The following is a 20,472-nucleotide window of genomic DNA, read 5'->3' as shown; positions in this document are numbered from 1 at the left end:
ACCGCCAGCGCGTAGCCGACCGCAACCGCCGCATCGACGGCGTTGCCGCCGTTCTTCAGCACATCGATACCGACTTGCGAGGCAAGATGCTGGGCCGTAACCACCATGCCATTCTGGCCTTCCGCCGGGGCTGGCGATGCCGCTTGAGCCGAAGGCAGATGACTTGCAATGGCGATGACAGTGGCAAGGGAAAGCGATTTCAGTGCGTAATGCTGCATGTCTTTCCTCCCAAGAGTTCTCCCGGATGGGCATCCGGTAATATCGTCCGCAATATTGATTGCAAAAGCAAGCAGGAGAAAATTATCCTGATTGATGTTGTGAACAGGGAGTGGGCGATACCAACTGGCCAACTTTGCGGAATGACGTGGTGATTTATTGCTTCAGACTTTATTGCAATGTCTGCAATTTTCGGGGGCTGCGTCGGACTGATTAGCACCTTCCGCTCATTGCTTAGCGCTAACAATAGCTTAGAAAGACCTAAAGCTCAGGTCGCGGGTTCATTTCCCTTCAAGGCGTTTAGGGAACTCGATTGTTGCGGTTGAGAAGCTTGGCCCAGATTCTTGACTGACAAGCCGCACATCGGCTAACGGCGGAGTCAGCATAGAACACTTCGTTGTAGACGAATGGCTAAAAATTTAACCCAGAGAATGCACCGAGCGACACGTAAATATTTCTCGACTTAAAGGCTGGCAAAAAATCGGTCGGGTTCGAGTAATCCTTCTGATGCGTTGAAATAATCGGACAATCGCTATTTAATATTCATTCTATTATGAAATTTTAAAAATATAATGAATATACTGTTAAGAATAAATATGCTAAAATTTCTTGCAGACAAGAAGCATAATTGTTTCTACGTTGAATAGGATCCGATCCTCAAGAGCAGATTTTGCCATTAAATCGCGCTCAAAAATTATTGAACCTGTAAACCGGTTTGTCAGATAGTAATAGCTAACCGCGGCAATCGTAATATTCAGTTGCACAGGGTCGATGCCTTCACGAAAAACACCGTCCCTTACTCCTCGCTCCAATAGTTCCGCGACCATACTGACAAGCTTGCGACTGGAAGCCCGAACGATTTCGGATTTCTTGAGATGCTTGGCTCGATGCAGATTTTCGCTGTTTACGAGCGTGAGGAATTCGGGATTCTTGAGATAATACTCCCACGTAAAGCGCACGAGCCTTTCGAGCGCGGCTTTTGGATCAAGGTCCTTGAGATTTAATTTTTGCTCCGCAGCGCGAATTTCAAGATAAACGTTCTCTAACACAATGCGGAAGAGATCTTCCTTGCTTCCGTAGTAGTGATAAATCATCCGCTTGTTGGATTTGGCCTTTTCAGCAATATCGTCCACGCGGGCGCCGCCCAAACCGTTCTTTGCAAATTCTTTTTTTGCAGCTTCCAGAATGCGCAGCTTTGTCGCCTCGGCATCGCGGATACGTGGTTTTTGGCCTGATTTTTCTTGCTGCTCGCTTGTCACGCTCAAGGCCTGTCCTCCGCTGGGGTTGGTGTGTGCAATTTACTCATACACGTACGAATCGCGTGTCGTCAAAATCAAACCGTTAACACGACACGCGCAAGTTCATTGTAAGCCACTTGACGAGAAGTGCAATAATGCAGTAACCAGTTAGTGCGTTATAGGAGTGGCGCCGATCACGGATAGCGGACGAACGAACTCGCCAATGTCGAGCCAGTCGCAGCCCGGGATACGTTTTCAGACGGAATTCGGGAGGAACATATGTCAAGCTTCATAAAAGATTTTATTGAGCGTGAGACGCTTAACCGTCGGAATTTTCTTTTCGCCGCTGCAGCCGGATTGGGCACTGTTGCCATACCAGGAGTTTTCGGGCGTGGTGGGGCGCTGGCTGCATTGAGCGATCCCGCGATTGCGTGGAGCTATCGCGACCGCGCATCAGCATATTGGAATTCGGTCGTTTCGGGCGGCGAAGCCTTCGTGGAATCGCTTGGAAGGCCAAAAACGGCGCTAGTCAGTCTGATCAACGAGGGCTCGACTGAAAAGTCGCTGGCAGACATCAAGGCGTTTCTCGCCAAGAGCAATGGCAATTGCGCGATAGCCTGCGATCCCAACGATAGCCCCAATGCGCGTCCCGTGGTTGAAGCAGTCCAAGCCGCTGGCGGTTTTATTTCCACGATATGGAACAAAACCGACGATCTGCATCCCTGGGACTTCGGCGATAACTACGTCTCCCATATGACGTGGTCGGATGAGAAGCCGGCCGAGGAGACCGCGCGCATCCTTTTCGAAGCCATGGGCGGCGAGGGCGGGGTGGTGCATCTTGGGGGTATCGCTGCCAATAATCCGGCTGTTGAACGCCTTAACGGCTTAAAAAATGCCCTGAAAGATTTCCCGAACATCGAATTGCTCGATGCACAGCCTGCTGACTGGGATACCCAGAAGGGTGCAGCATTGATGTCTTCCTTCCTGACTCGATACGGAGACAAGATCAAGGGTGTGCACTGCGCAGCTGACAATATCGCTTACGGCGTTATTGAAGCCCTGCGCGCCGAAGGCATCGAAAATATGCCGATCGTGGCCTATGACGGCAATCCGGAAGCCGTGCAAATGGTGATGGAAGGCCAGCTTCTCGCTACGGTATTTACCAACCCCCATTGGGGCGGCGGCATCAGCGCTGCGCTCGCCTATCATGCCGCAATTGGAACCTTCAAGCCTTCGGAGGAGCCAAAGGAACATCGCGAGTTCTATGGACCGACGATCCTCATCACCCAAAAAGATGCGGCCGATTTCAGAGCCAAGTATCTGGATGCGGTTCCCGCATATGACTGGAAAGATTTCTGGGGTCCTACGAACGGTCAGATCAAATACTGATCTTTGCCGATTGGCGGCGGTCAGAGTGCCGTCGCCATTTTTCCCAGTTCAGACTTCATAGGAAGAGGGTAGTCCGACGTGGCACGTCATCTATCGCGCGTAACCTTGATCAAGTGGGCACCGCTTTTGGTGCTGTTAGCTCTTATCATTCTTTTCACTGCGCTCAATCCCACATTTTTCTCGGTCAGGAATTTCGCACGCATTGCCATTGCATCGGCTCCGGCACTCATGGTGGCTGTGGGTGTGACTTTCATAATCATAATGGGGTCGATCGATCTCTCCATGGAAGGGGCGATTTCACTGACAGCGGTCTCGTTTGCCTTTGTCTTCGCTTATTTCGGCGGATCCTCGACAGGTCTCGGATGGATTGCCCTTCCGATAATATTGATGCTTGGCGGTTTCATAGGCCTATTGAACGGACTTGTGCATGTTAAGCTAAAGATACCGTCTTTTATGGCAAGCCTTGCCATGGGGTTCGTTGGAACAGGGGCTGCGATCCTGCTCACAGGCGGAGATATCGTCAGAGTTAGCGATAGCGCTTTTCGGAGCTTGCTGACCGTTCGCTGGCTGGGATTTCCATTGATGGTTTACATTGCGGCTTTTTTCTTCCTCGTGGCCTGGTTCATTCAGACGCACACCACGCTTGGGCGCAATTTTTATGCGGTCGGTGGCGGTGAGGATCTTGCTCACGCATCGGGTCTTAACGTCAAGCGCGTCCGTATTGTGGGCTTTGCGCTTGCGGGTATTTTCTATGCCATCGCCGCCATACTGGTTGTGGCGCGTATAGGCCAGGCGGAATCGGTAACAGGTGCAAACTTCATGTTCGTGTCCATCACTTCCGTTGTGGTCGGTGGTGTGGCTCTCTGGGGCGGAATCGGGGGCGTGTGGAATGCGCTCGTGGGCGTGTTGATCGTCAATGTGATAGACAACGGACTGGTCGTTATTGGCCTTCCCGATTTCATTCAGGACGGCGTGCTCGGTCTCCTTGTTATTGTGGCGGTTGTGTTGTCGACCGACCGCAAGATGGTCTCCTTCGTCAAGTGAGGTGTGCACTATGTATGAGCTCAAATCCCTCGACAAGAAATTCCCAGGCGTTCATGCCCTGAAGGGTATCAATTTTCACATCAAGCGCGGCGAGATCGTCGGATTGGTCGGCGAAAACGGCGCCGGTAAATCTACTTTGATGAAAGTCATTTATGGCGCCTATCAACCGGACGGAGGACAGGTGCTCATCAATGGAACCCCCGTTCGCTTTGCTAATCCGCGCCAGGCGATGGAAAAGGGTATCGGGATGGTGTTCCAGGAGCAGTCGCTCATCCCGAACCTCACTGTGATGGAAAATATCTTCCTTGGTTACGAACGCCAGTTTGTGCGTTTTGGCGTCGTCAACTGGAAGGCAATGGCAAAAGCGGCGAGCCAACAACTTGCCAAGGTAAAGCTTGATATCGATCCGACACTTGTCACGTCGAAACTGTCATTTGTTCAGCGTCAGTTGGTGGAATTGGCTAAGGTACTGACTCTGGAAGAACGTGTCGCCGGCGATCTTGTCATTTTGCTCGACGAACCCACCTCGGTTTTGTCAAAGGAAGAGGTCGGGCTGCTTTTCAAACTGGTACGAGAACTGACAACGCGTGCGTCCTTTATATTCGTCTCTCACCGTATGGATGAGGTGATGGAACTTTCTGATCGCATCTACGTCATGAAAGATGGCCAGGTCGTGGATGTTGTTGGTCGCGGCGGCGCGAGCGCCGAAGAAATCCAGCATAAGATGGTGGGGCGCAACGTCGACAAACAATATTACCGGGAACATCTCCAGAAGCCTTTTGACGCTGCAAATGTGCTTGTCGAGATGGAGAATGTCGGCCTGCCTGGCCGGGTCCGCGATATCTCGTTCAAGCTTCATGCCGGCGAGGTGCTGTGTTTGGTCGGCACGGAAGGGTCGGGCCGCGAGGCAATCCTTCGGACAATCTATGGCATGTTGACGCCGTCAATCGGATGCTTGCGGATCAAAGGGCAGGAGGCGAATGCTTATTCTCCGCGCCAGTCGGTTGCCAATGGCGTTGGCTATGTGCCGCGCGAGCGCAAGATTGAAGGCATTGTGTCCGGCATGAATGTCTATGAGAACATGACCCTTTCACAAATGAAGAAGCATTCAAACGGCGGTGTTCTGCGGGTCGCGGAGGAACGAGCCCTTGCCCGTGACTGGATCGACAAGCTGTCGATCAAAGCTCATTCCGAGTTTGCCGATTGTGGCAATCTCTCAGGCGGTAATCAACAAAAGGTTGTGCTGGCCAAATGGCGTTCAGGCGGTTCTGACATCATGCTTCTCGATCATCCCACCCGAGGTCTCGACATCGGCGCCAAGGAAGACGTCTACGACATGATCCGTGAGATGAGCGCGGCAGGAGTTGGGATCGTTTTGGTTGCAGATACGCTGGAAGAAGCGATTGGATTGTCGCACACCATTGTCGTTCTCAAGGATGGGCGTATCCAGAAATGCTTTTCGGCCGACCCGGCTTCCAAGCCGACGCCGTTTGATCTGCTGCATTATATGATCTGAGGATAAGATGGATATTCAGCGCCTTAAACCACATTTGCCCTGGATTACCCTGGTTGTGCTTGTCGCAATCGTGGGTTTCGCTGATCCAGGCTTTTTGCGGCCGTCGAACCTTCTGGGTATAGCAGGCGATATTGTGCCGCTTTTCATCATGGCACTCGGTCTTACCTTTGCGATCTACATTGGCGGTATCGATCTCTCGGCTCAATCGATGGCAAATATGGTAACGGTCATCGCGTCTGTTTACCTTGCATCCCTGGGGCCGTGGGTGGCCGTACTTTGTATTTTGTCGGGCTTTCTTCTTGGCGCGCTTTCGGGCTTCGTAACGACAAGGCTTTATGTGCCGTCTTTCATTTCGACGCTCGCAGTTGGCGGCATTGCGTTTTCCATCGCACAATGGCTCTCTGGTCAACGAGCGCTCAACATGGACGCCATTCAGCGTAACGAAACTTTCGGCTGGATGATCGGCCGTAGTTTTGGTGTGCCGCATGAATTGCTCATCGCGGGGGCATTGGTGGCGATCTGTCTATTTATTGAACGCCGCACCACACTTGGGCGTGCGCTTAAGGCGGTCGGAGCCGGAGAGCTAGCCGCCGCGGCTTCAGGTCTTGACGTCAAGCGTTTCAAGGTTCTGGCTTTCGCCATATCAGGTGCCTTGGCCGCGGTTGCGGGCCTTCTTTTTGCGGTCAAGCTCTCCGGTGGCGCGCCGACCATCGCCAACGGCTTTTTGCTTCCCGCAATTGTTGCTGTGCTGGTCGGAGGCACGCCGCTTACAGGTGGTGTCGGTGGGGTGATCAACACTGTTGTCGGTACCCTGATCGTTGCGGTTATCCGCGCATCGATGCTCTATTTCGAAATCGACGCGACCAAGCAGCAAATGCTGTTTGGCATCGTGCTTATCGCAGCAATCGCATTGACGATTGATCGCGCCAAACTGCGCACCGTAAAGTAAAAAAGGAATAGTTCATGAAAATGAAAGCAGCTTTCCTTTCAGCTCCACGGCGCTTTGAGGTGCGTGAGATCGATGTGCCTCGCATAGGGCCGGAGGACGTGCTTATACGCGTGGCGCGAACCGGAATTTGTGGAACCGATATTCATATTTTCAACGGCCACTATGCTGTCGATAGTTTGCCGCTGGTTCCAGGTCACGAATTTTGTGGAACGGTTGCCGAGTGCGGGGCCAATGTAAAGCATCTTTCGGTGGGATCGCGCGTCGTCGTTGATATCAATATAGGCTGTGGAACCTGTTTCTGGTGCCGTCGCAACGAGGTGCTTAACTGTGCTGAAGTCACCCAGCTTGGCATTGGCCGCAATGGGGCTTTCGCGGAATATGTTTCGGTTCCTGCGCGACTGGCCATCCCCGTATCTACCAATATAGCCGATGACATCCTTGCGTTGACCGAACCTGTTGCCTGTGTGGTGCGCGCGGCACGCAAGGCGGGCGTGAGTTTTGGCCAGTCAGTGGTCGTGCTCGGCGCTGGGCCAATTGGAAATCTTCATGTGCAGATGATGCGGCTGGTCGGTGCAGCTCCGATTATCGTCGTTGATCTTTCACCGGAGCGCTGTCAAATGGCCCTTGCCGCAGGCGCGGATTTCGCCGTAAGGGATCCTGCTGAAGTTCACCAGACGGTTTTGCAAATGACGGGCGGACGCGGTGCCGACTTTGTGATTGAAAGCGTCGGCAGCCGCAAGCTCTACGAGCAAGCCTTCGATCTGATCAGACGGGGCGGGCACGTCGCGTTCTTCGGCATTACCGCACCGGACGAAGCGATACCGGTCAATATTCTTCGAGCAGTACTTGAGGAGAACGGTCTGAAAGGCTCTGTCGCCGGCATGGGCGCGGACATGCACGATGCGCTAACCTTGCTGTCGCATGGGCGCTTTCAGACGGAAAATTTCACGAATGCAAGCTATAGCCTGGAGGATATCCAGGAGGCTTTCGAAACCATTGGTCAGCGACCGCAACATCTCAAGACACAGATCGCCATTGCGGCGTGATAAAATCGAAGTGGAGGTATCCGATGGATCACAATAACGCATTTCTTTCGCCCCCGCGCGAAGCGCGTACGTTCGGTTTCTTTATCGATGGTAGGTGGAAGGAAGGGACTGACTACTTCGAACGACTTTCGCCTGGCCATGGAACGCCTGTCACACGAACCGTTCGTTGTACCACCGAGCATCTTGACGAAGCTGTAGGGGCGGCGCGGCGGGCCTTTGAGGATCGCCGCTGGTCGGGATTGTCAGGAGCGTCTCGCGCCGGCGTGCTTCTAAGGGCAGCGGAGATTCTGCGTCGCCGACGCGATGAGATTGCCTATTGGGAGACGCTGGAAAACGGTAAGCCGATCTCGCAGGCTCGTGGAGAAATCGACAATTGCATTGCCTGTTTTGAAGTTGGCGCAGGTGCGGCACGGCTTCTGCACGGCGATAGTTTCAATTCACTCGGTGACGATCTTTTCGGCATGGTGTTGCGTGAGCCTATCGGTGTTGTTGGCCTGATTACACCTTGGAATTTTCCGTTCCTGATTTTGTGTGAGCGCGTGCCGTTTATTCTGGCCTCCGGCTGCACTATGGTCGTCAAGCCATCGGAGGTGACGTCGGCGAGCACATTGTTGTTGGCCGAAGTACTGGCGGAAGCCGGTCTGCCTGCAGGTGTCTTTAATGTGATTACCGGCTCTGGACGTATTATTGGTCAGGCAATGGCTGAACATCCGGATGTTGACATGCTCTCCTTCACTGGTTCAACCGCTGTGGGGCGTTCTTGCGTTCATGCCGCCGCTGACTCCAATTTCAAGAAACTTGGTCTGGAACTGGGCGGCAAGAATCCGATCGTTGTATTTGCCGATGCAGATCTGGAAGACGCGGCGGATGCCGCAGCATTTGGAATTAGCTTCAATACAGGACAGTGCTGTGTTTCTTCATCGCGCCTGATTGTTGAGCGTTCAATCGCTGCGGATTTTGAAAAGTTGCTCGTGGAGAAAATGGCCAAAATCCGCGTTGGTGACCCGCTGGATCCAAATACCCAAGTTGGAGCAATAACGACTGAAGCGCAGAACGCTACGATTCTGGACTATATAGCCAAAGGCGGAGCGGAGGGTGCAAAGCTTCTTTGTGGCGGATCGCCGCTTGACCTTGGCCGCGGACAATATATTGCACCGACGCTTTTCTCGGGCGTTTCTCGAGAAATGGCGATTGCTCGGGATGAGATTTTCGGCCCCGTACTCTGTTCCATGCATTTTGATACACTCGAAGACGCGATCCGAATGGCAAATGATACGGTCTACGGTCTTGCGGCAAGTGTCTGGACCAAGAATATCGACAAGGCGCTTATGGTAACACGACGCGTACGTGCCGGCCGGTTCTGGGTGAATACGATCATGGCGGGCGGGCCGGAAATGCCGCTTGGAGGCTTCAAACAGTCTGGTTGGGGTCGCGAGGCCGGGATATACGGCGTCGAGGAATATACGCAAATCAAGTCCGTTCACGTCGAAATAGGCAAACGCTCGCATTGGATAGCATGATGACGACAGGTTTTGATTATGTGATCGTCGGGGGAGGGAGTGCTGGCTGCGTCCTTGCCGCGCGTCTTTCGGAAAATCCTTCTGCACGTGTCTGTCTTATTGAAGCGGGCGGACGGGACAGTCATCCTTTCATCCATATGCCGGTTGGCTTTGCTAAAATGACTACGGGCCCCCTGACTTGGGGGCTCAAAACCACCCCTCAACGACATGCGAACAATCGTGAGATTCCGTATGTGCAGGCTAAAGTACTTGGCGGTGGCTCGTCCATCAATGCCGAGGTTTTTACACGTGGTCATCCGAGCGATTACGATCGCTGGCAAAGTGAAGGCGCTGAAGGATGGAGTTTCAAGGATGTACAAAAGTATTTCCTTCGTTCGGAGGGTAACACGATTCTGTCGGGTGGCTGGCATGGAACCGATGGGCCTCTTGGAGTTTCAAACCTTCCTGATCCACAACGCATGACGCGTGCATTTGTGCAGAGCTGCCAGGAATACGGTATTCCCTATAACCCGGACTTCAACGGACCAACCCAGGAAGGGGCTGGCGTTTATCAGACGACGATCCGTAATAACCGCCGCTGTTCCGCAGCCGTTGGCTATCTGCGGCCGGCCCTGAAACGCCCAAACCTGACTCTGGTCACCGGCGCATTGGTCCTGCGGATTGTTTTTGAAGGCCGGCGCGCTGTTGGGGTCGATTACGAGATCAACGGCAAACAAATGACAGCGCGTGCCGATAGTGAAGTGCTTGTGACGTCCGGTGCAATTGGTACACCAAAACTGATGATGCTGTCAGGCATTGGGCCAGCCACTGCCCTGCGTAGCCATGGCATTGATGTGATAGAGGACCTCGCGGGCGTTGGTGAGAATCTGCAGGATCATTTTGGCGTCGATATCGTCGCTGAACTTCAGAATCATGACAGCCTTGATAAATACAACAAGCTCCACTGGATGTTGTGGGCGGGTATTCAGTATTCCCTGTTCAATTCAGGTCCTATCACCTCGAATGTTGTTGAAGGTGGTGCATTCTGGTATGGCGACAAAGAGTGCGCCAGTCCTGACCTGCAGTTCCATTTCCTTGCCGGTGCAGGGGCGGAAGCTGGAGTTCCAAGCGTATCGAAAGGGGCTTCAGGCATAACGCTCAACTCATATACGCTTCGACCGAAGTCACGTGGAACGGTTGCCTTGCGCTCCGCCGATCCGCGGGACTTGCCGGTCATCGATCCCAATTATCTCGCTGACCCGGAAGATTTGAAAATTTCTGTTGAGGGCTTGAAGATCAGTCAAGAGATATTCAATCAGCCGTCCCTGCAAAAATACATCAAGGTGCTGCGCTTTCCTGATAAGAATGTGAGGACGCAGGCGGACTATATCGCTTATGCCCGTCAGTATGGTCGCACGTCCTATCATCCCACTTGCACCTGCAAGATGGGAACGGATGCAATGTCTGTCGTTGATCCGCAACTGCGTGTGCATGGCGTTGACGGCATTCGTATCTGCGACAGTTCCATCATGCCAAGTCTGGTCGGCTCCAATACCAACGCCGCGACCATAATGATTGCAGAAAAAGCTGCCGACATGATCCGCGGCAACGCCTGATCCAATCGATATATTCATAAGAAGGCGGCCATTGGCCGCCTTCTTTTTTCAGTCCCATTCGGGCGTCCAAGGCAGTTGGCCTGACTTGACGACACGATAATCGAGGGCATTGAGGGTATCGATCCTGTTCATATCGATCGACGACAAAGTAAAATCCATAATGTTGAAATTGGCCTTTATATTTTCCGGCCGTGTCGACATCGTATTCAGCGGTATGCCCTTTTGTAATATCCAGCGTAACGCGATCTGCGCTGCCGATTTGCCATAGCTATCGCCAATCTCTGAAAAGAGATTGTGCTTGAATACCTCGCCTCGGGCGATTGATGCATAAGAGGATAGCGGAATGCCTGTCTGCTCTGCGGCCGCCAGAAGTTTTCTCTGGTCCAGCAAAGGGTGGAATTCAATTTGGTTGGTGACGAGCGGCACGTCAACGATCGTTTTGGCCTCATGCATCATGCGTGCGGTATAATTTGATACGCCGATGAAGCGGGTAAGGCCCCGCAACTGTGCTGATTGCAGCAGGCGCAGGGAAGAAGCAATCTCACCGCCTGTGTCGGGCCAATGCAAAAGCAGAACATCGACATGATCAAGCCTGAGGGCTTTCAGACTGGCTTCGACCGAGGGAATAAACTTATCTTCCGAATAATTTTCGGGATGCACCTTTGTTGTAATGCACAGTTCGTCACGGGCAATGTCACACATCGCCAATGCGTGGCCCGTATCTGTCTCATTGCCATACATTTGCGCCGTATCGAAGGCTCTGTAGCCTGCGGCAAACGCTGCTTCCATGGCATTTCGCAATTCCGCTCCCTTAAGCGGATAGGTACCAAAACCGCGCTGAAAGCTCTTTTGAAAATAGATGTTCATGTGTCCTCCCTGATTGGTGTTGAGGCTGCGCGGCGAGAACCGGCTTGCGTGCCCGCACCGCTTGTGATTAATGTATAACTAGTTAGTTACTTAATGCAAAGGCATGTGGAGGTTTTGATGCGGAAGGTGAAGTCAGCGGAGGACGCGGTAAAGCTCATAAAGGACGGTGCAGTCATAGCCGTCAACTCATCTTCCGGCCTTTGTTGCCCTGATGCCGTTTTGAAGGCTTTGGGTGAGCGGTTCGACAATGAGGGGCACCCGCGCGGCCTGACTTCAGTTCATCCGATTGCGGCCGGCGATTTCTTTGGCACGCGCGGCGTCGATCATATCGCGAAGCCCGAAATGCTTGTCCAGATTATCGGCGGCTCATACCCATCCGGGCCCAGCAATGCCGAGCCTCCGCTTATCTGGCAGATGATTGTGCAAGAGAAGCTGGCCGCATGGAATGTGCCTTCCGGTATCGTCTTTGATATGTTGCGTGAGGGCGCGGCCAAACGGCCCGGTGTGCTGACAAAGGTCGGGATGGATACTTTTGTGGATCCCGATCAGGAAGGCTGCGCTATGAACGCCAGCGCACGCGCGAAACCATTGGTCAAGCGGGTTTCTTTTGAAGGAGAAGACTGGCTGCATTTTCCGGCCATTCGTCCCGATGTAGCGATCATTCGCGCGACGACCGCCGATGAGAAGGGCAATCTCACCTTCGAGCATGAAGGCGCCACACTTGGAGCCATGGAAATGGCGCTGGCCGCCCGAAATTCCGGAGGCATCGTAATCGCACAGGTGAAGCGTGTCGCGGCAAGCGGTACAATCCGCCCGCATGACGTTCGGGTGCCCGGTATTCTGGTCGACGTGATCGTAGAGGCGCCCGATCAGTTGCAAACCACGGCAACGCAGTACGATCCGGCGATCTCGGGCGAGCTTTTCCGTCCGCTTGATAGTTTCGATATACCAAAGCTCGATGTGGGCAAAGTCATCGCGCGCCGCGTTGCACAGGAACTGAAGGCTGATTGGGCGGTCAATATTGGTTTCGGCATTTCAGCCAATGTACCGCGAATCCTGATTGAAGAAGGACATCACGGAAAAATCACCTGGGTTATCGAGCAAGGGGCGGTAGGTGGTGTGCCGTTGCTTGATTTCAAGTTCGGTTGTGCTTCCAATGCCGAGGCGTTTGTCGCTTCCCCGCACCAGTTTAGCTATTTTCAGGCAGGGGCTTTTGATTGTTCGCTCCTGTCATTTCTGGAAGTCGATGCCGACGGATCGGTCAATGTCAGCCGACTGGCGGCAACGCCACATCGCACCGCAGGCGCAGGCGGTTTTGTCGACATCACCACTCGGGCAAAGAAAATCGTTTTTTCCGGCAACTTCAATGCGGGCGCAAAGATGCGCGTCGAAGACGGCCGCCTCGTGATCGACAGGGAAGGCAAAATTGCGAAGTTTGTTCGTAAGGTGGATCAGGTCAGCTTTTCCGGCAAGCGTGGCCGCATGCAGGAACAAGATGTGACCTATGTCACCGAGCGTTGCGTGATCCGTCTGGAACAGGACGGGCTCGTTGTGACGGAAGTTGCGCCCGGCATTGATCTTCAGCGCGATGTTCTCGATCAGGCCGCTACACCATTGCGTGTTTCCAGGACTTTGAAGACGATTGACGGAGCGCTGTTTCGCCCTGGCCTGATGGAACTTGCACTATGAGTGATGCACGTATCGAGCTTCTTTTAGAAGGCCATATTGCGCGCCTGACAATTCGGCGCGCGGAAAAACTCAACGCAATCGATGCCGGCATGGCGGATGCCCTGCTTGACGCCTGCCGAAAGATCGAGCGGTCCGATGCCGGTGTGGTCATTCTCACCGGAGAGGGGCAAAAATCCTTCTGTGCGGGCGGCGACATAGATGCCTGGAGCCAACTCGATGCGGATAATTTTTCACGCCGCTGGTTGCGTGATGGACATGACGTTTTCGATGCGCTGGCGCGGCTGAGCGTGCCGGTCATCGCTGTGTTGAACGGGCATGCTTTGGGCGGCGGACTTGAACTCGCGGCCTGCGCCGATATGCGCATCGCGGAAGCACATGTGAAAATAGGCCTGCCGGAAACCGGTCTCGGGGTGATACCCGGCTGGTCGGGAACCCAGCGTGTGTCGCGGCGCTTCGGCTCTGGACTGGTTCGCCGCATGGCGCTCTTTGGTGAAGTGTTTTCTGCCGATGAGGCGCTTTCGCTTGGTCTGGTAGATCAGGTCGTCGCGACGGGAAATGGTTTGATGGCTGCTGAGGCGTCTGCCTCTCGCTTGCTGCAGCGGTCGCCGCGCGCAACGGAACTCGTCAAGATGCTGATCAATGTCGCTGAAGGCGAGGAAAGCGAGCGTATTGTGGAGGCTCTGGCCGGAGCGGTCGCTGTCGCTTCGGATGATTTGGAAGAAGGTCTTGCAGCCTATCGGCAGAAGCGCCCCGCCAGTTTCAAGAAATTCCGCCGGTGAGATGGGCATATGATATCCGACGATAAACGTTTTCTGACGGAGCTTTTTCATAGCGCGGTTGCTGCTGCCGATCCACAAAAAGCGCTTGGCGCTCACCTCCCCATTCCTCCACGCGGGCGGACGGTCGTGATCGGCGCCGGTAAGGGCGTGGCCCAGCTTGCTTCAGCATTTGAAAAATTATGGGATGCGCCGGTCGAGGGCGTTGTGGTGACGCGGTATGGCTATGCGATGCCTTGTGATCATATCAAGGTAATGGAGGCCGCGCATCCAGTGCCGGATGCCGCAGGGCTGGAAGCATCCAAGGCGCTTTTCGAAGCGGTTCGGGGCCTTACCAAGGATGACCTCGTTGTTGCTTTGATTTGCGGCGGCGGATCAGCGCTGCTCCCAGCCCCGCCGGGGGCTCTGACGCTGGAGGAAGAGGCCGCGATGAACAAGGCGCTTCTTGCAAGCGGCGCTCCAATATCGGTGATGAATGCGATCCGCAAGCAGGTTTCGGCAATCAAAGGCGGGCGTCTGGCTGCGGCTTGCTATCCTGCGCGTCTGGTGACGCTGGTTGTATCTGACATTCCCGGCGATGATCCGGCACAAGTCGCCAGTGGGCCAACCATACCTGACGCCATGGATCGTCAAAGCGCGCGCAATCTGGCCAGGGTTTGGAATATTGGTCTTCCCGAGCGCATTGAAGCGTGGCTCGCAGGAGATCAAGGGCTGGCGCCAAAACCGGAAGACGCTGTGTTTGCGGGTAACGAGGTGCGGGTCATCGCTTCTGCGCGTCTTTCCCTGGAAGCAGCGGCCGGGCGGGCGGAGGCCATGGGAGTCCCGGCGGTCATTCTGTCGGACGCGATGGAGGGGGAAGCACGCGATGTGGCTCGTGTTCACGCGGCAATGGCGCGTGAAATTGCAGCGCGTAATCGCCCTTTCGCCCGCCCCGTTGTCATGCTTTCGGGGGGCGAAACAACTGTGACCATCAAGGGCACTGGTCGTGGCGGGCGCAATACGGAGTTCCTTCTGTCCCTTGCACTTGCAGCCGAAGGTGTTCCTTTCGCCGCACTGGCGGCCGATACCGACGGTATTGATGGTTCAGAGGATAATGCCGGTGCCTTTGCTGATGGACACAGTATGCAACGTTTACGAGAAATGGGGATGGACCCTTTTTCGCTCCTTGCTCGTAACGATGCGTGGAGTGCATTCAACCAGTTGGGAGATTTGTTTATCCCCGGTCCGACGGGAACGAATGTCAACGATTTCCGTGCAATCCTGATTCGATAGACAGCCAGCCCGCGCTTTATGCATCGCGCGGGCTGAAATTTCCTCTTATGTCGGCACGGGCGCGTCTTCTCGTAACAAGCCTTTTTGCTTGAGGTCGTTCCAGAACTCCGTTGGAATCGGATGGGCGAACCAGGCGAGATTTTGCTCCAGCTGTTCAAGCGTGCGCGTGCCCGCCATGAAGGAGGGGACGGCTGGATGGGCAACGACAAATTGAAGCGCTGCAGCGGCCAGCGGCACATTGTGCTCCAGGCAAACAGCTTCGATCTTTGCCACTTTTTCCGTGATTTCACGTGGTGCAGGGGCGTAGTTGTACTTGGCGCCTTCGCGTGCGCCCGTGGCAAGGATGCCGGAATTAAAGCCACCACCAACGACAACGGCAGCACCGCGTTCCTCACACAATGGCAGGAAAGTATCCAGCGCTTCCTGCTCCAGTAGCGTATAGCGGCCAGCCAGCAGGAAGCAGTCGAAATCATTACGCTTCAGCGCTTCGTGGCACACTTCCCATTCATTGACGCCAACGCCGATTGCCTTCACGAGTTTCTCGGAGCGAAGCCGTTCCAGTGCTCGCCAGGCGCCATCCATTGCCTGATTGAAAACCTCGGCCTGTTCGCTGCCGCGCGTGTACACATCAATATCGTGGATGAAGCACATATCCATTCGCTCCAGCCCCAGGCGTTGCAAACTGTCTTCGAGCGCACGTAGTGTGCCATCATAGGAATAATCGAAATGCATAGTGAATGGGGCTGCATTCGTCCACGGCGCAAAGTCGATTGTATTGCGTGGCGCGGGGCGTAAAAGTCGGCCCACCTTCGAGGCCAAGACGAAATCATCACGTTTTTTCCAACGCAAGCTGTGGCCCGTACGCAGTTCTGCCAGACCATGGCCATACATTGGAGCTGTATCGAAGAAGCGTATGCCAGCATTCCAGGCGCGAGAGAACATTGCTTCGGATGTCGCTTCATCAATCTCGCGGAAAATATTCCCCAGCGGCGCTGTTCCAAATCCGAAAGCGGTGACCTCGAGGTCGGTTCTACCAAATTTACGTTTTTCGTCTGGCTGCATGAAACTCCTCCATAAGTAACCAATTGGTGCATAATAATCACGAGGCGATTTTTGGTGCAAGCCGCTTCCTTCCGGTGTCTTTTCCATCTTGACCTTGCGAGGAAGACAAATGTATGTAACTAGATAGTTACTTTATTGGAGGAGACGCGATGTTTCTCACGCAAACACAACTGCAGGTACGCGATATGGCGCGCGCCTTTGCCGACGAGATGATACGCCCCGCAGCAGAAATGCTGGACAGGGAGGAGCGTTTCCCTGCGGATCTTTATGCCGAGATGGGTAAGCTGGGCCTTTTTGGCATTGGCGTACCCGAAGAACTCGGTGGGCCAGGTTTTGACACGCTGACCTATGCCGTCGTTATGGAAGAACTGAGCAGGGGCTATGCGTCTGTCGCCGATCAGTGCGGCCTTATAGAGCTCATTTCCACTCTATTGGTGCGACATGGCACGAGCCACCAGCAGGCTATGTTGCCGGAGATTCTTTCGACGCAAGCAAAGGTAGCCTATTGTATAACCGAGCCCGAAGCAGGCACTGACGTTTCAGGCATTCGCACGACAGCGGAACGTGACGGCTCTGGCTGGCGGCTCAATGGCGGCAAGATCTGGATCCACAACGCGCCTGTCGCAGATTACGGATTTGTGCTGGCGAGAACCGACAAGGAAGCTGGTAATCGGGGGATGTCCATTTTTATTGTGGACCTTCATGCCGCAGGTGTCGAAAAAGGTCCTAAAGAACACAAAATGGGTCAGCGTGCGAGTCAGGTCGGCGCTTTGACATTTACCGATGTCCGCCTGTCCGCCGATGCCATGCTTGGCGTTGAAGGTCGCGGGTTTCATATGATGATGTCCGTGCTCGACAAAGGCCGTGTCGGTATCGCATCGCTTGCGGTGGGTATCGCTCAAGCCGGTCTTGAAGCTGCGCTTGATTATGCAGGGACGCGCAAGCAATTCGGCAAGCAGATCGCTGAATTCCAGGGTGTGCAATGGCTGCTGGCCGATATGGCAAAAGATATTGAAGCTGCACGGCTTCTAGTTCAATCGGCGGCATCAAAAATCGACAGCGGGGGTGATGCGACCAAAGCCTGTTCGATTGCCAAATGCTTTGCCGGCGATATGGCTGTTCAGCGCACCGCTGACGCTGTTCAGGTTTTCGGAGGTTCAGGTTATATTCGCGGTTTTGAAGTCGAGCGGCTTTATCGCGACGCCAAAATCACGCAAATCTATGAAGGCACGAACCAGATACAGCGCATGATCATCGCTCGAGAGCTCCTGAAAAAAGGAGCCAGGGCGTGACCGCATACAAAAACCATCGGGTTGCGCTGGTGACCGGATCATCGCGCGGCATTGGGCTTGCCGCGGCGCAGGCTTTGGCCAAAGAAGGCTTCGCTGTTGCAATCAACGGCCCCTCTCACGATGCAGAACTGGCCGCAGCAGTGGAAAAAGTTGCGTCTGTCGGTGTTCAGGTGGTCGCTGCCCCGTTCGACGTCACCGACATTGGTGGATATGAAACTGCGCTTGATCAGATCGAAGCGAAGCTGGGACCGCTTACCACGCTTGTCAATAATGCGGGCGTCGGCGTTTTGAAACGCGGCGACATGCTGGACGTATCAGAAGAAAGTTGGGACCGCTGCTTTGCCGTTAACTCGAAAGCTGTGTTTTTTTTAAGTCAGGCCTTTGCGCGACGCCTTCTTGAACGGCAGCGGTCGGCAAGCTTCCACTCGATTATCAATGTCACGTCTTCAAACGCGGTGGCTGTAGCTGTCCAACGCTCGGAATACTGCGCTTCAAAAGCTGCCGCCGCTATGATTTCCAAGGCGCTGGCAGTGCGCCTGGGACAAGACGAAATAGCCGTCTACGACGTGCAGCCGGGATTGATTGCAACAGAGATGACAGCTCCGGTTATTGAATCCTATCGCACGCGCGCCGAGCAGGGCCTCACCTTGTTTCCGCGCGTCGGAGACCCGCAGGAGATCGGCACCCTCGTAGCTTCCTTAGCTTCTGGGCGGCTTCCTTATACAACTGGCATGACGATTCCTGCTGACGCGGGCATGCTCGTACCACGCTATTGAGGTTACACCATGAAGATTGCACTTCCCGACGCAAGCGGTCGGCTCGCGGACTATCATATGAGTGGCAAGACGATTGCGTCCGCGAAACTTGGATCAAATCCCGCACGTATTATCTATTCCGCTGCTCATGTCGTGGCTGATCCATTCACGGCCAGCGATCCTTCCGGACGCGCTGCGATCGACTGGAGCAAGACGATGGAATTCCGCCATTATCTTGCTGGCCTGGGACTTGGAATAGCGGAAGCTATGGACACGGCGCAGCGGGGCATGGGGCTCGACTGGCCGGGAGCACTTGAACTCATACGCCGCACACGTGAGGAGCTTCCTGATGCGCTGGTCGCTAATGGTTGTGGGACGGATCATCTCGATCCTTCAAAAGTTACAAGTCTGGATGCGGTGCGGCGGGCATATCTGGAGCAGGTTGAAGCCGTCCAGAAGATTGGCGGGCGCATTATCCTTATGGCATCTCGCGCTTTGGCGCGTGTCGCGAGTGGACCGGATGACTATATCAAAATTTATTCCGAAGTGCTTTCGGCATGCGACAATCCGGTAATACTGCATTGGCTTGGCGATATGTTCGACCCGCAGCTTGCGGGCTATTGGGGGGCTTCATCCTTCGAGCCGGCAATGCAAACGGCTCTCACCATCATCGAGAACAATAGCCAGAAGATAGATGGCATCAAAATATCGCTGCTGGATAAGCAAAAGGAAATTCAAATGCGCCGCCTGTTACCGGCTGGCGTGAAGATGTTTACGGGAGACGATTTCAACTATCCCGAACTGATCGAAGGCGACAGTGAAGGATTCTCGCATGCCCTCCTGGGTATATTCGATCCCCTTGCACCTGCGGCAGCCTATGCTGTCGAACAACTGACGAATGGAGACAAGGCGGGCTTCCGTGCGACATTGGACCCAACGGTGCCGCTTGCAAGGCTGATTTTCCGTGCGCCAACCCAATACTATAAAACAGGCGTAGTTTTCATTGCTTGGTTGAACGGCTTTCAAGATCACTTTGTGATGTTGAACGGCGCACAGGCTATGCGTCCACTTCCTTATTTTGTCGAACTTTTCCGGCTTGCTGACCAATGTGGTCTGTTGCGCCATCCCGAGCGCGCAGCAGACCGCATGAAAAAGCTGCTGGCGCTTTATGGAGCCTGATGATGCGTGATTTCTCGCAGGATCACTCAGCACTTGCGCTCAACACTGCCAGTCTGGGCCACAATCTCGACGGCCATGGCGCCGGTTGGTCCCCCGAGCGGCTTATTGATGCCTGTGCGGCGCGCGGTTTCGGTTCGATCGTGTTCTGGCGGCGTGAAATCGGCAGGCGCGCGGTGGAGATCGGTGAACGAACGCGGGCGGCGGGCCTTTCGGTTGCCGGGCTGTGCCGTACGCCATTTCTTGTTGGGGCTGATGCGGTCAATCGGGATGTTGTGATTGATGGTGCAAAGGCGTCAATCGATATGGCCGCGGAACTCGGCGCGGCTGTGTTGACCGTTGTCGTCGGTGGAGTACACCCAGCTTCGAAAGGTCCGGCGGAAAGTCTGAAGATTATTGCGGACCGCCTTGGTGACATCGTGCTTTATGCAGCCGAACGCAATGTTAGGTTGGCGCTCGAGCCTCTTAATCCCGTATATGCCGGTAATCGTTCCTGCTTGACCACCCTTCGCGATGCCGTTGACATTTGCGAGGCGCTTGCCGAGCCCAATCTTGGTATTGCAGTCGATGTTTATCATGTTTGGTGGGATACTGACCTTCCGGCTCAGTTGAAGCGAGCTGGCAAGGAGCGCATCTTGGGATACCACCTTTGTGACTGGCTCGCGGATACCAGCGATGTGCTGCTTGATCGCGGCATGATGGGGGATGGCGTCGCCGATCTGAGGTTCATTCGAGAAAACATTGAAAATGCCGGTTACGACGGACCTTGCGAAGTCGAAGTCTTCTCGGTCGATAATTGGTGGAAGCGGGATCCGGGCGAAGTCCTCGATGTTATGGTTGAGCGGTTCCGCACAGTTTGCTGAAGCTCTATTGGAGAAACTGATGAAAGTCCTTGTCGCAGTAAAACGGGTTGTCGATTACAACGTAAAGATCCGTGTGAAGGGAGACGGTTCGGGCGTTGAGCTTGCCAACGTCAAGATGTCGATGAATCCGTTCGACGAGATTGCGGTTGAAGAGGCGATCCGCCTGAAGGAAGCTGGCAAGGTCACGGAGATTGTGGTTGTATCGGT

17 protein-coding genes and 2 pseudogenes are annotated in these 20,472 nt (G+C 54.3%); 15 read left to right on the top strand and 4 right to left on the bottom strand.

The features are described from left to right. Positions 1 to 218: pseudogene (gene ggt, locus FHW00_RS23890) on the bottom strand (gamma-glutamyltransferase); the annotation flags it as partial. Between the two features lie 597 nt (positions 219 to 815). Next, a complete protein-coding gene (locus FHW00_RS23885) occupies positions 816 to 1,481 on the bottom strand; it encodes a TetR/AcrR family transcriptional regulator (protein WP_109366364.1) in 666 nt (221 codons plus the stop codon). A gap of 252 nt (positions 1,482 to 1,733) precedes the next feature. On the opposite strand from FHW00_RS23885, the gene FHW00_RS23880 reads away from it, so the two are divergent. From FHW00_RS23880 to FHW00_RS23850, 7 genes are all read left to right on the top strand, one after another. After that, entirely contained in the window at positions 1,734 to 2,843 is a 1,110-nt protein-coding gene (locus FHW00_RS23880) for a sugar ABC transporter substrate-binding protein (protein WP_182514704.1), read from the top strand. Between the two features lie 78 nt (positions 2,844 to 2,921). Beyond that, positions 2,922 to 3,887 carry an ABC transporter permease gene (locus tag FHW00_RS23875; protein ID WP_078341242.1) on the top strand — a complete coding sequence of 322 codons (966 nt, stop codon included), beginning with the start codon at positions 2,922 to 2,924 and terminating at the stop codon, positions 3,885 to 3,887. A 10-nt stretch (positions 3,888 to 3,897) separates the two neighbouring features. Continuing rightward, positions 3,898 to 5,403: a sugar ABC transporter ATP-binding protein gene (locus tag FHW00_RS23870; RefSeq protein WP_078341243.1), complete on the top strand. Its 1,506-nt coding sequence runs from the start codon at positions 3,898 to 3,900 to the stop codon at positions 5,401 to 5,403. Positions 5,404 to 5,410: 7 nt separating this feature from the next. Then, positions 5,411 to 6,352: an ABC transporter permease gene (locus FHW00_RS23865; protein ID WP_078341244.1), complete on the top strand. Its 942-nt coding sequence runs from the start codon at positions 5,411 to 5,413 to the stop codon at positions 6,350 to 6,352. A 14-nt stretch (positions 6,353 to 6,366) separates the two neighbouring features. Beyond that, a complete protein-coding gene (locus FHW00_RS23860) occupies positions 6,367 to 7,398 on the top strand; it encodes a zinc-dependent alcohol dehydrogenase (RefSeq protein WP_078341245.1) in 1,032 nt (343 codons plus the stop codon). 23 nt (positions 7,399 to 7,421) lie between these two features. Then, complete coding sequence (locus tag FHW00_RS23855; RefSeq protein ID WP_078341246.1) at positions 7,422 to 8,918, top strand: aldehyde dehydrogenase family protein; 1,497 nt, start codon at positions 7,422 to 7,424, stop codon at positions 8,916 to 8,918. Then, positions 8,918 to 10,513, top strand: coding sequence for a GMC family oxidoreductase (locus tag FHW00_RS23850; protein WP_078341256.1), 1,596 nt, complete (start codon positions 8,918 to 8,920; stop codon positions 10,511 to 10,513). The genes FHW00_RS23855 and FHW00_RS23850 overlap by 1 nt, the downstream gene beginning before the upstream one ends. 48 nt (positions 10,514 to 10,561) lie before the next feature. Here the strand turns inward: FHW00_RS23850 and FHW00_RS23845 are convergent, their stop codons facing one another. Further along, positions 10,562 to 11,380 carry an aldo/keto reductase gene (locus tag FHW00_RS23845; RefSeq protein ID WP_078341247.1) on the bottom strand — a complete coding sequence of 273 codons (819 nt, stop codon included), beginning with the start codon at positions 11,378 to 11,380 and terminating at the stop codon, positions 10,562 to 10,564. Between the two features lie 117 nt (positions 11,381 to 11,497). On the opposite strand from FHW00_RS23845, the gene FHW00_RS23840 reads away from it, so the two are divergent. From FHW00_RS23840 to FHW00_RS23830, 3 genes are read left to right on the top strand one after another with little or no spacing between them, the layout of a single operon-like run. Further along, on the top strand, positions 11,498 to 13,069 hold the full coding sequence (locus FHW00_RS23840) for an acyl CoA:acetate/3-ketoacid CoA transferase (RefSeq protein WP_078341248.1): 1,572 nt from the start codon (positions 11,498 to 11,500) through the stop codon (positions 13,067 to 13,069). Beyond that, a complete protein-coding gene (locus FHW00_RS23835) occupies positions 13,066 to 13,848 on the top strand; it encodes an enoyl-CoA hydratase/isomerase family protein (protein ID WP_078341249.1) in 783 nt (260 codons plus the stop codon). Before FHW00_RS23840 ends, FHW00_RS23835 begins: the two co-directional genes overlap by 4 nt. A gap of 9 nt (positions 13,849 to 13,857) precedes the next feature. Further along, the gene (locus tag FHW00_RS23830) at positions 13,858 to 15,117 is read left to right on the top strand and encodes a glycerate kinase type-2 family protein (RefSeq protein ID WP_078341250.1); all 1,260 of its coding nucleotides are present in this window, start codon (positions 13,858 to 13,860) and stop codon (positions 15,115 to 15,117) included. 45 nt (positions 15,118 to 15,162) lie between these two features. Here FHW00_RS23830 and FHW00_RS23825 read toward each other — a convergent pair whose 3' ends face one another. Then, positions 15,163 to 16,179 (bottom strand): aldo/keto reductase, encoded by a 1,017-nt coding sequence (locus tag FHW00_RS23825; protein ID WP_078341251.1) that lies wholly within the window; start codon positions 16,177 to 16,179, stop codon positions 15,163 to 15,165. A 149-nt stretch (positions 16,180 to 16,328) separates the two neighbouring features. On the opposite strand from FHW00_RS23825, the gene FHW00_RS23820 reads away from it, so the two are divergent. The 5 genes and pseudogenes from FHW00_RS23820 to FHW00_RS23800 form a co-directional block, all read left to right on the top strand. Further along, entirely contained in the window at positions 16,329 to 17,471 is a 1,143-nt protein-coding gene (locus FHW00_RS23820) for an acyl-CoA dehydrogenase family protein (RefSeq protein ID WP_078341252.1), read from the top strand. After that, entirely contained in the window at positions 17,468 to 18,247 is a 780-nt protein-coding gene (locus FHW00_RS23815; RefSeq protein WP_078341253.1) for a 3-ketoacyl-ACP reductase, read from the top strand. Before FHW00_RS23820 ends, FHW00_RS23815 begins: the two co-directional genes overlap by 4 nt. Positions 18,248 to 18,256: 9 nt before the next feature. Then, on the top strand, positions 18,257 to 19,405 hold the full coding sequence (locus tag FHW00_RS23810) for a dihydrodipicolinate synthase family protein (RefSeq protein ID WP_078341254.1): 1,149 nt from the start codon (positions 18,257 to 18,259) through the stop codon (positions 19,403 to 19,405). A gap of 2 nt (positions 19,406 to 19,407) precedes the next feature. Further along, positions 19,408 to 20,265 carry a sugar phosphate isomerase/epimerase family protein gene (locus FHW00_RS23805; protein ID WP_078341257.1) on the top strand — a complete coding sequence of 286 codons (858 nt, stop codon included), beginning with the start codon at positions 19,408 to 19,410 and terminating at the stop codon, positions 20,263 to 20,265. Between the two features lie 19 nt (positions 20,266 to 20,284). Beyond that, positions 20,285 to 20,472: pseudogene (locus tag FHW00_RS23800) on the top strand (electron transfer flavoprotein subunit beta/FixA family protein); the annotation flags it as partial.

This window comes from Ochrobactrum sp. P6BSIII (assembly GCF_014138065.1).
In the GTDB taxonomy this organism is placed as follows: domain Bacteria; phylum Pseudomonadota; class Alphaproteobacteria; order Rhizobiales; family Rhizobiaceae; genus Brucella.
Note: the sequence above shows the minus strand (reverse complement) of the source record. Positions and strands in the feature narration are given on the sequence as shown.

Excerpts from the sequence above, each read along its gene's own strand:
- FHW00_RS23820 (WP_078341252.1), top strand. The coding sequence starts at position 16,329 with ATGTTTCTCACGCAAACACAACTGCAGGTACGCGATATGGCGCGCGCC.
- FHW00_RS23835 (WP_078341249.1), top strand. The coding sequence starts at position 13,066 with ATGAGTGATGCACGTATCGAGCTTCTTTTAGAAGGCCATATTGCGCGC.
- FHW00_RS23805 (WP_078341257.1), top strand. The coding sequence starts at position 19,408 with ATGCGTGATTTCTCGCAGGATCACTCAGCACTTGCGCTCAACACTGCC.
- FHW00_RS23810 (WP_078341254.1), top strand. The coding sequence starts at position 18,257 with ATGAAGATTGCACTTCCCGACGCAAGCGGTCGGCTCGCGGACTATCAT.
- FHW00_RS23855 (WP_078341246.1), top strand. The coding sequence starts at position 7,422 with ATGGATCACAATAACGCATTTCTTTCGCCCCCGCGCGAAGCGCGTACG.
- FHW00_RS23870 (WP_078341243.1), top strand. The coding sequence starts at position 3,898 with ATGTATGAGCTCAAATCCCTCGACAAGAAATTCCCAGGCGTTCATGCC.
- FHW00_RS23825 (WP_078341251.1), bottom strand. The coding sequence starts at position 16,179 with ATGCAGCCAGACGAAAAACGTAAATTTGGTAGAACCGACCTCGAGGTC.
- FHW00_RS23880 (WP_182514704.1), top strand. The coding sequence starts at position 1,734 with ATGTCAAGCTTCATAAAAGATTTTATTGAGCGTGAGACGCTTAACCGT.
- FHW00_RS23860 (WP_078341245.1), top strand. The coding sequence starts at position 6,367 with ATGAAAATGAAAGCAGCTTTCCTTTCAGCTCCACGGCGCTTTGAGGTG.
- FHW00_RS23850 (WP_078341256.1), top strand. The coding sequence starts at position 8,918 with ATGACGACAGGTTTTGATTATGTGATCGTCGGGGGAGGGAGTGCTGGC.
- FHW00_RS23845 (WP_078341247.1), bottom strand. The coding sequence starts at position 11,380 with ATGAACATCTATTTTCAAAAGAGCTTTCAGCGCGGTTTTGGTACCTAT.
- FHW00_RS23865 (WP_078341244.1), top strand. The coding sequence starts at position 5,411 with ATGGATATTCAGCGCCTTAAACCACATTTGCCCTGGATTACCCTGGTT.
- FHW00_RS23830 (WP_078341250.1), top strand. The coding sequence starts at position 13,858 with ATGATATCCGACGATAAACGTTTTCTGACGGAGCTTTTTCATAGCGCG.
- FHW00_RS23840 (WP_078341248.1), top strand. The coding sequence starts at position 11,498 with ATGCGGAAGGTGAAGTCAGCGGAGGACGCGGTAAAGCTCATAAAGGAC.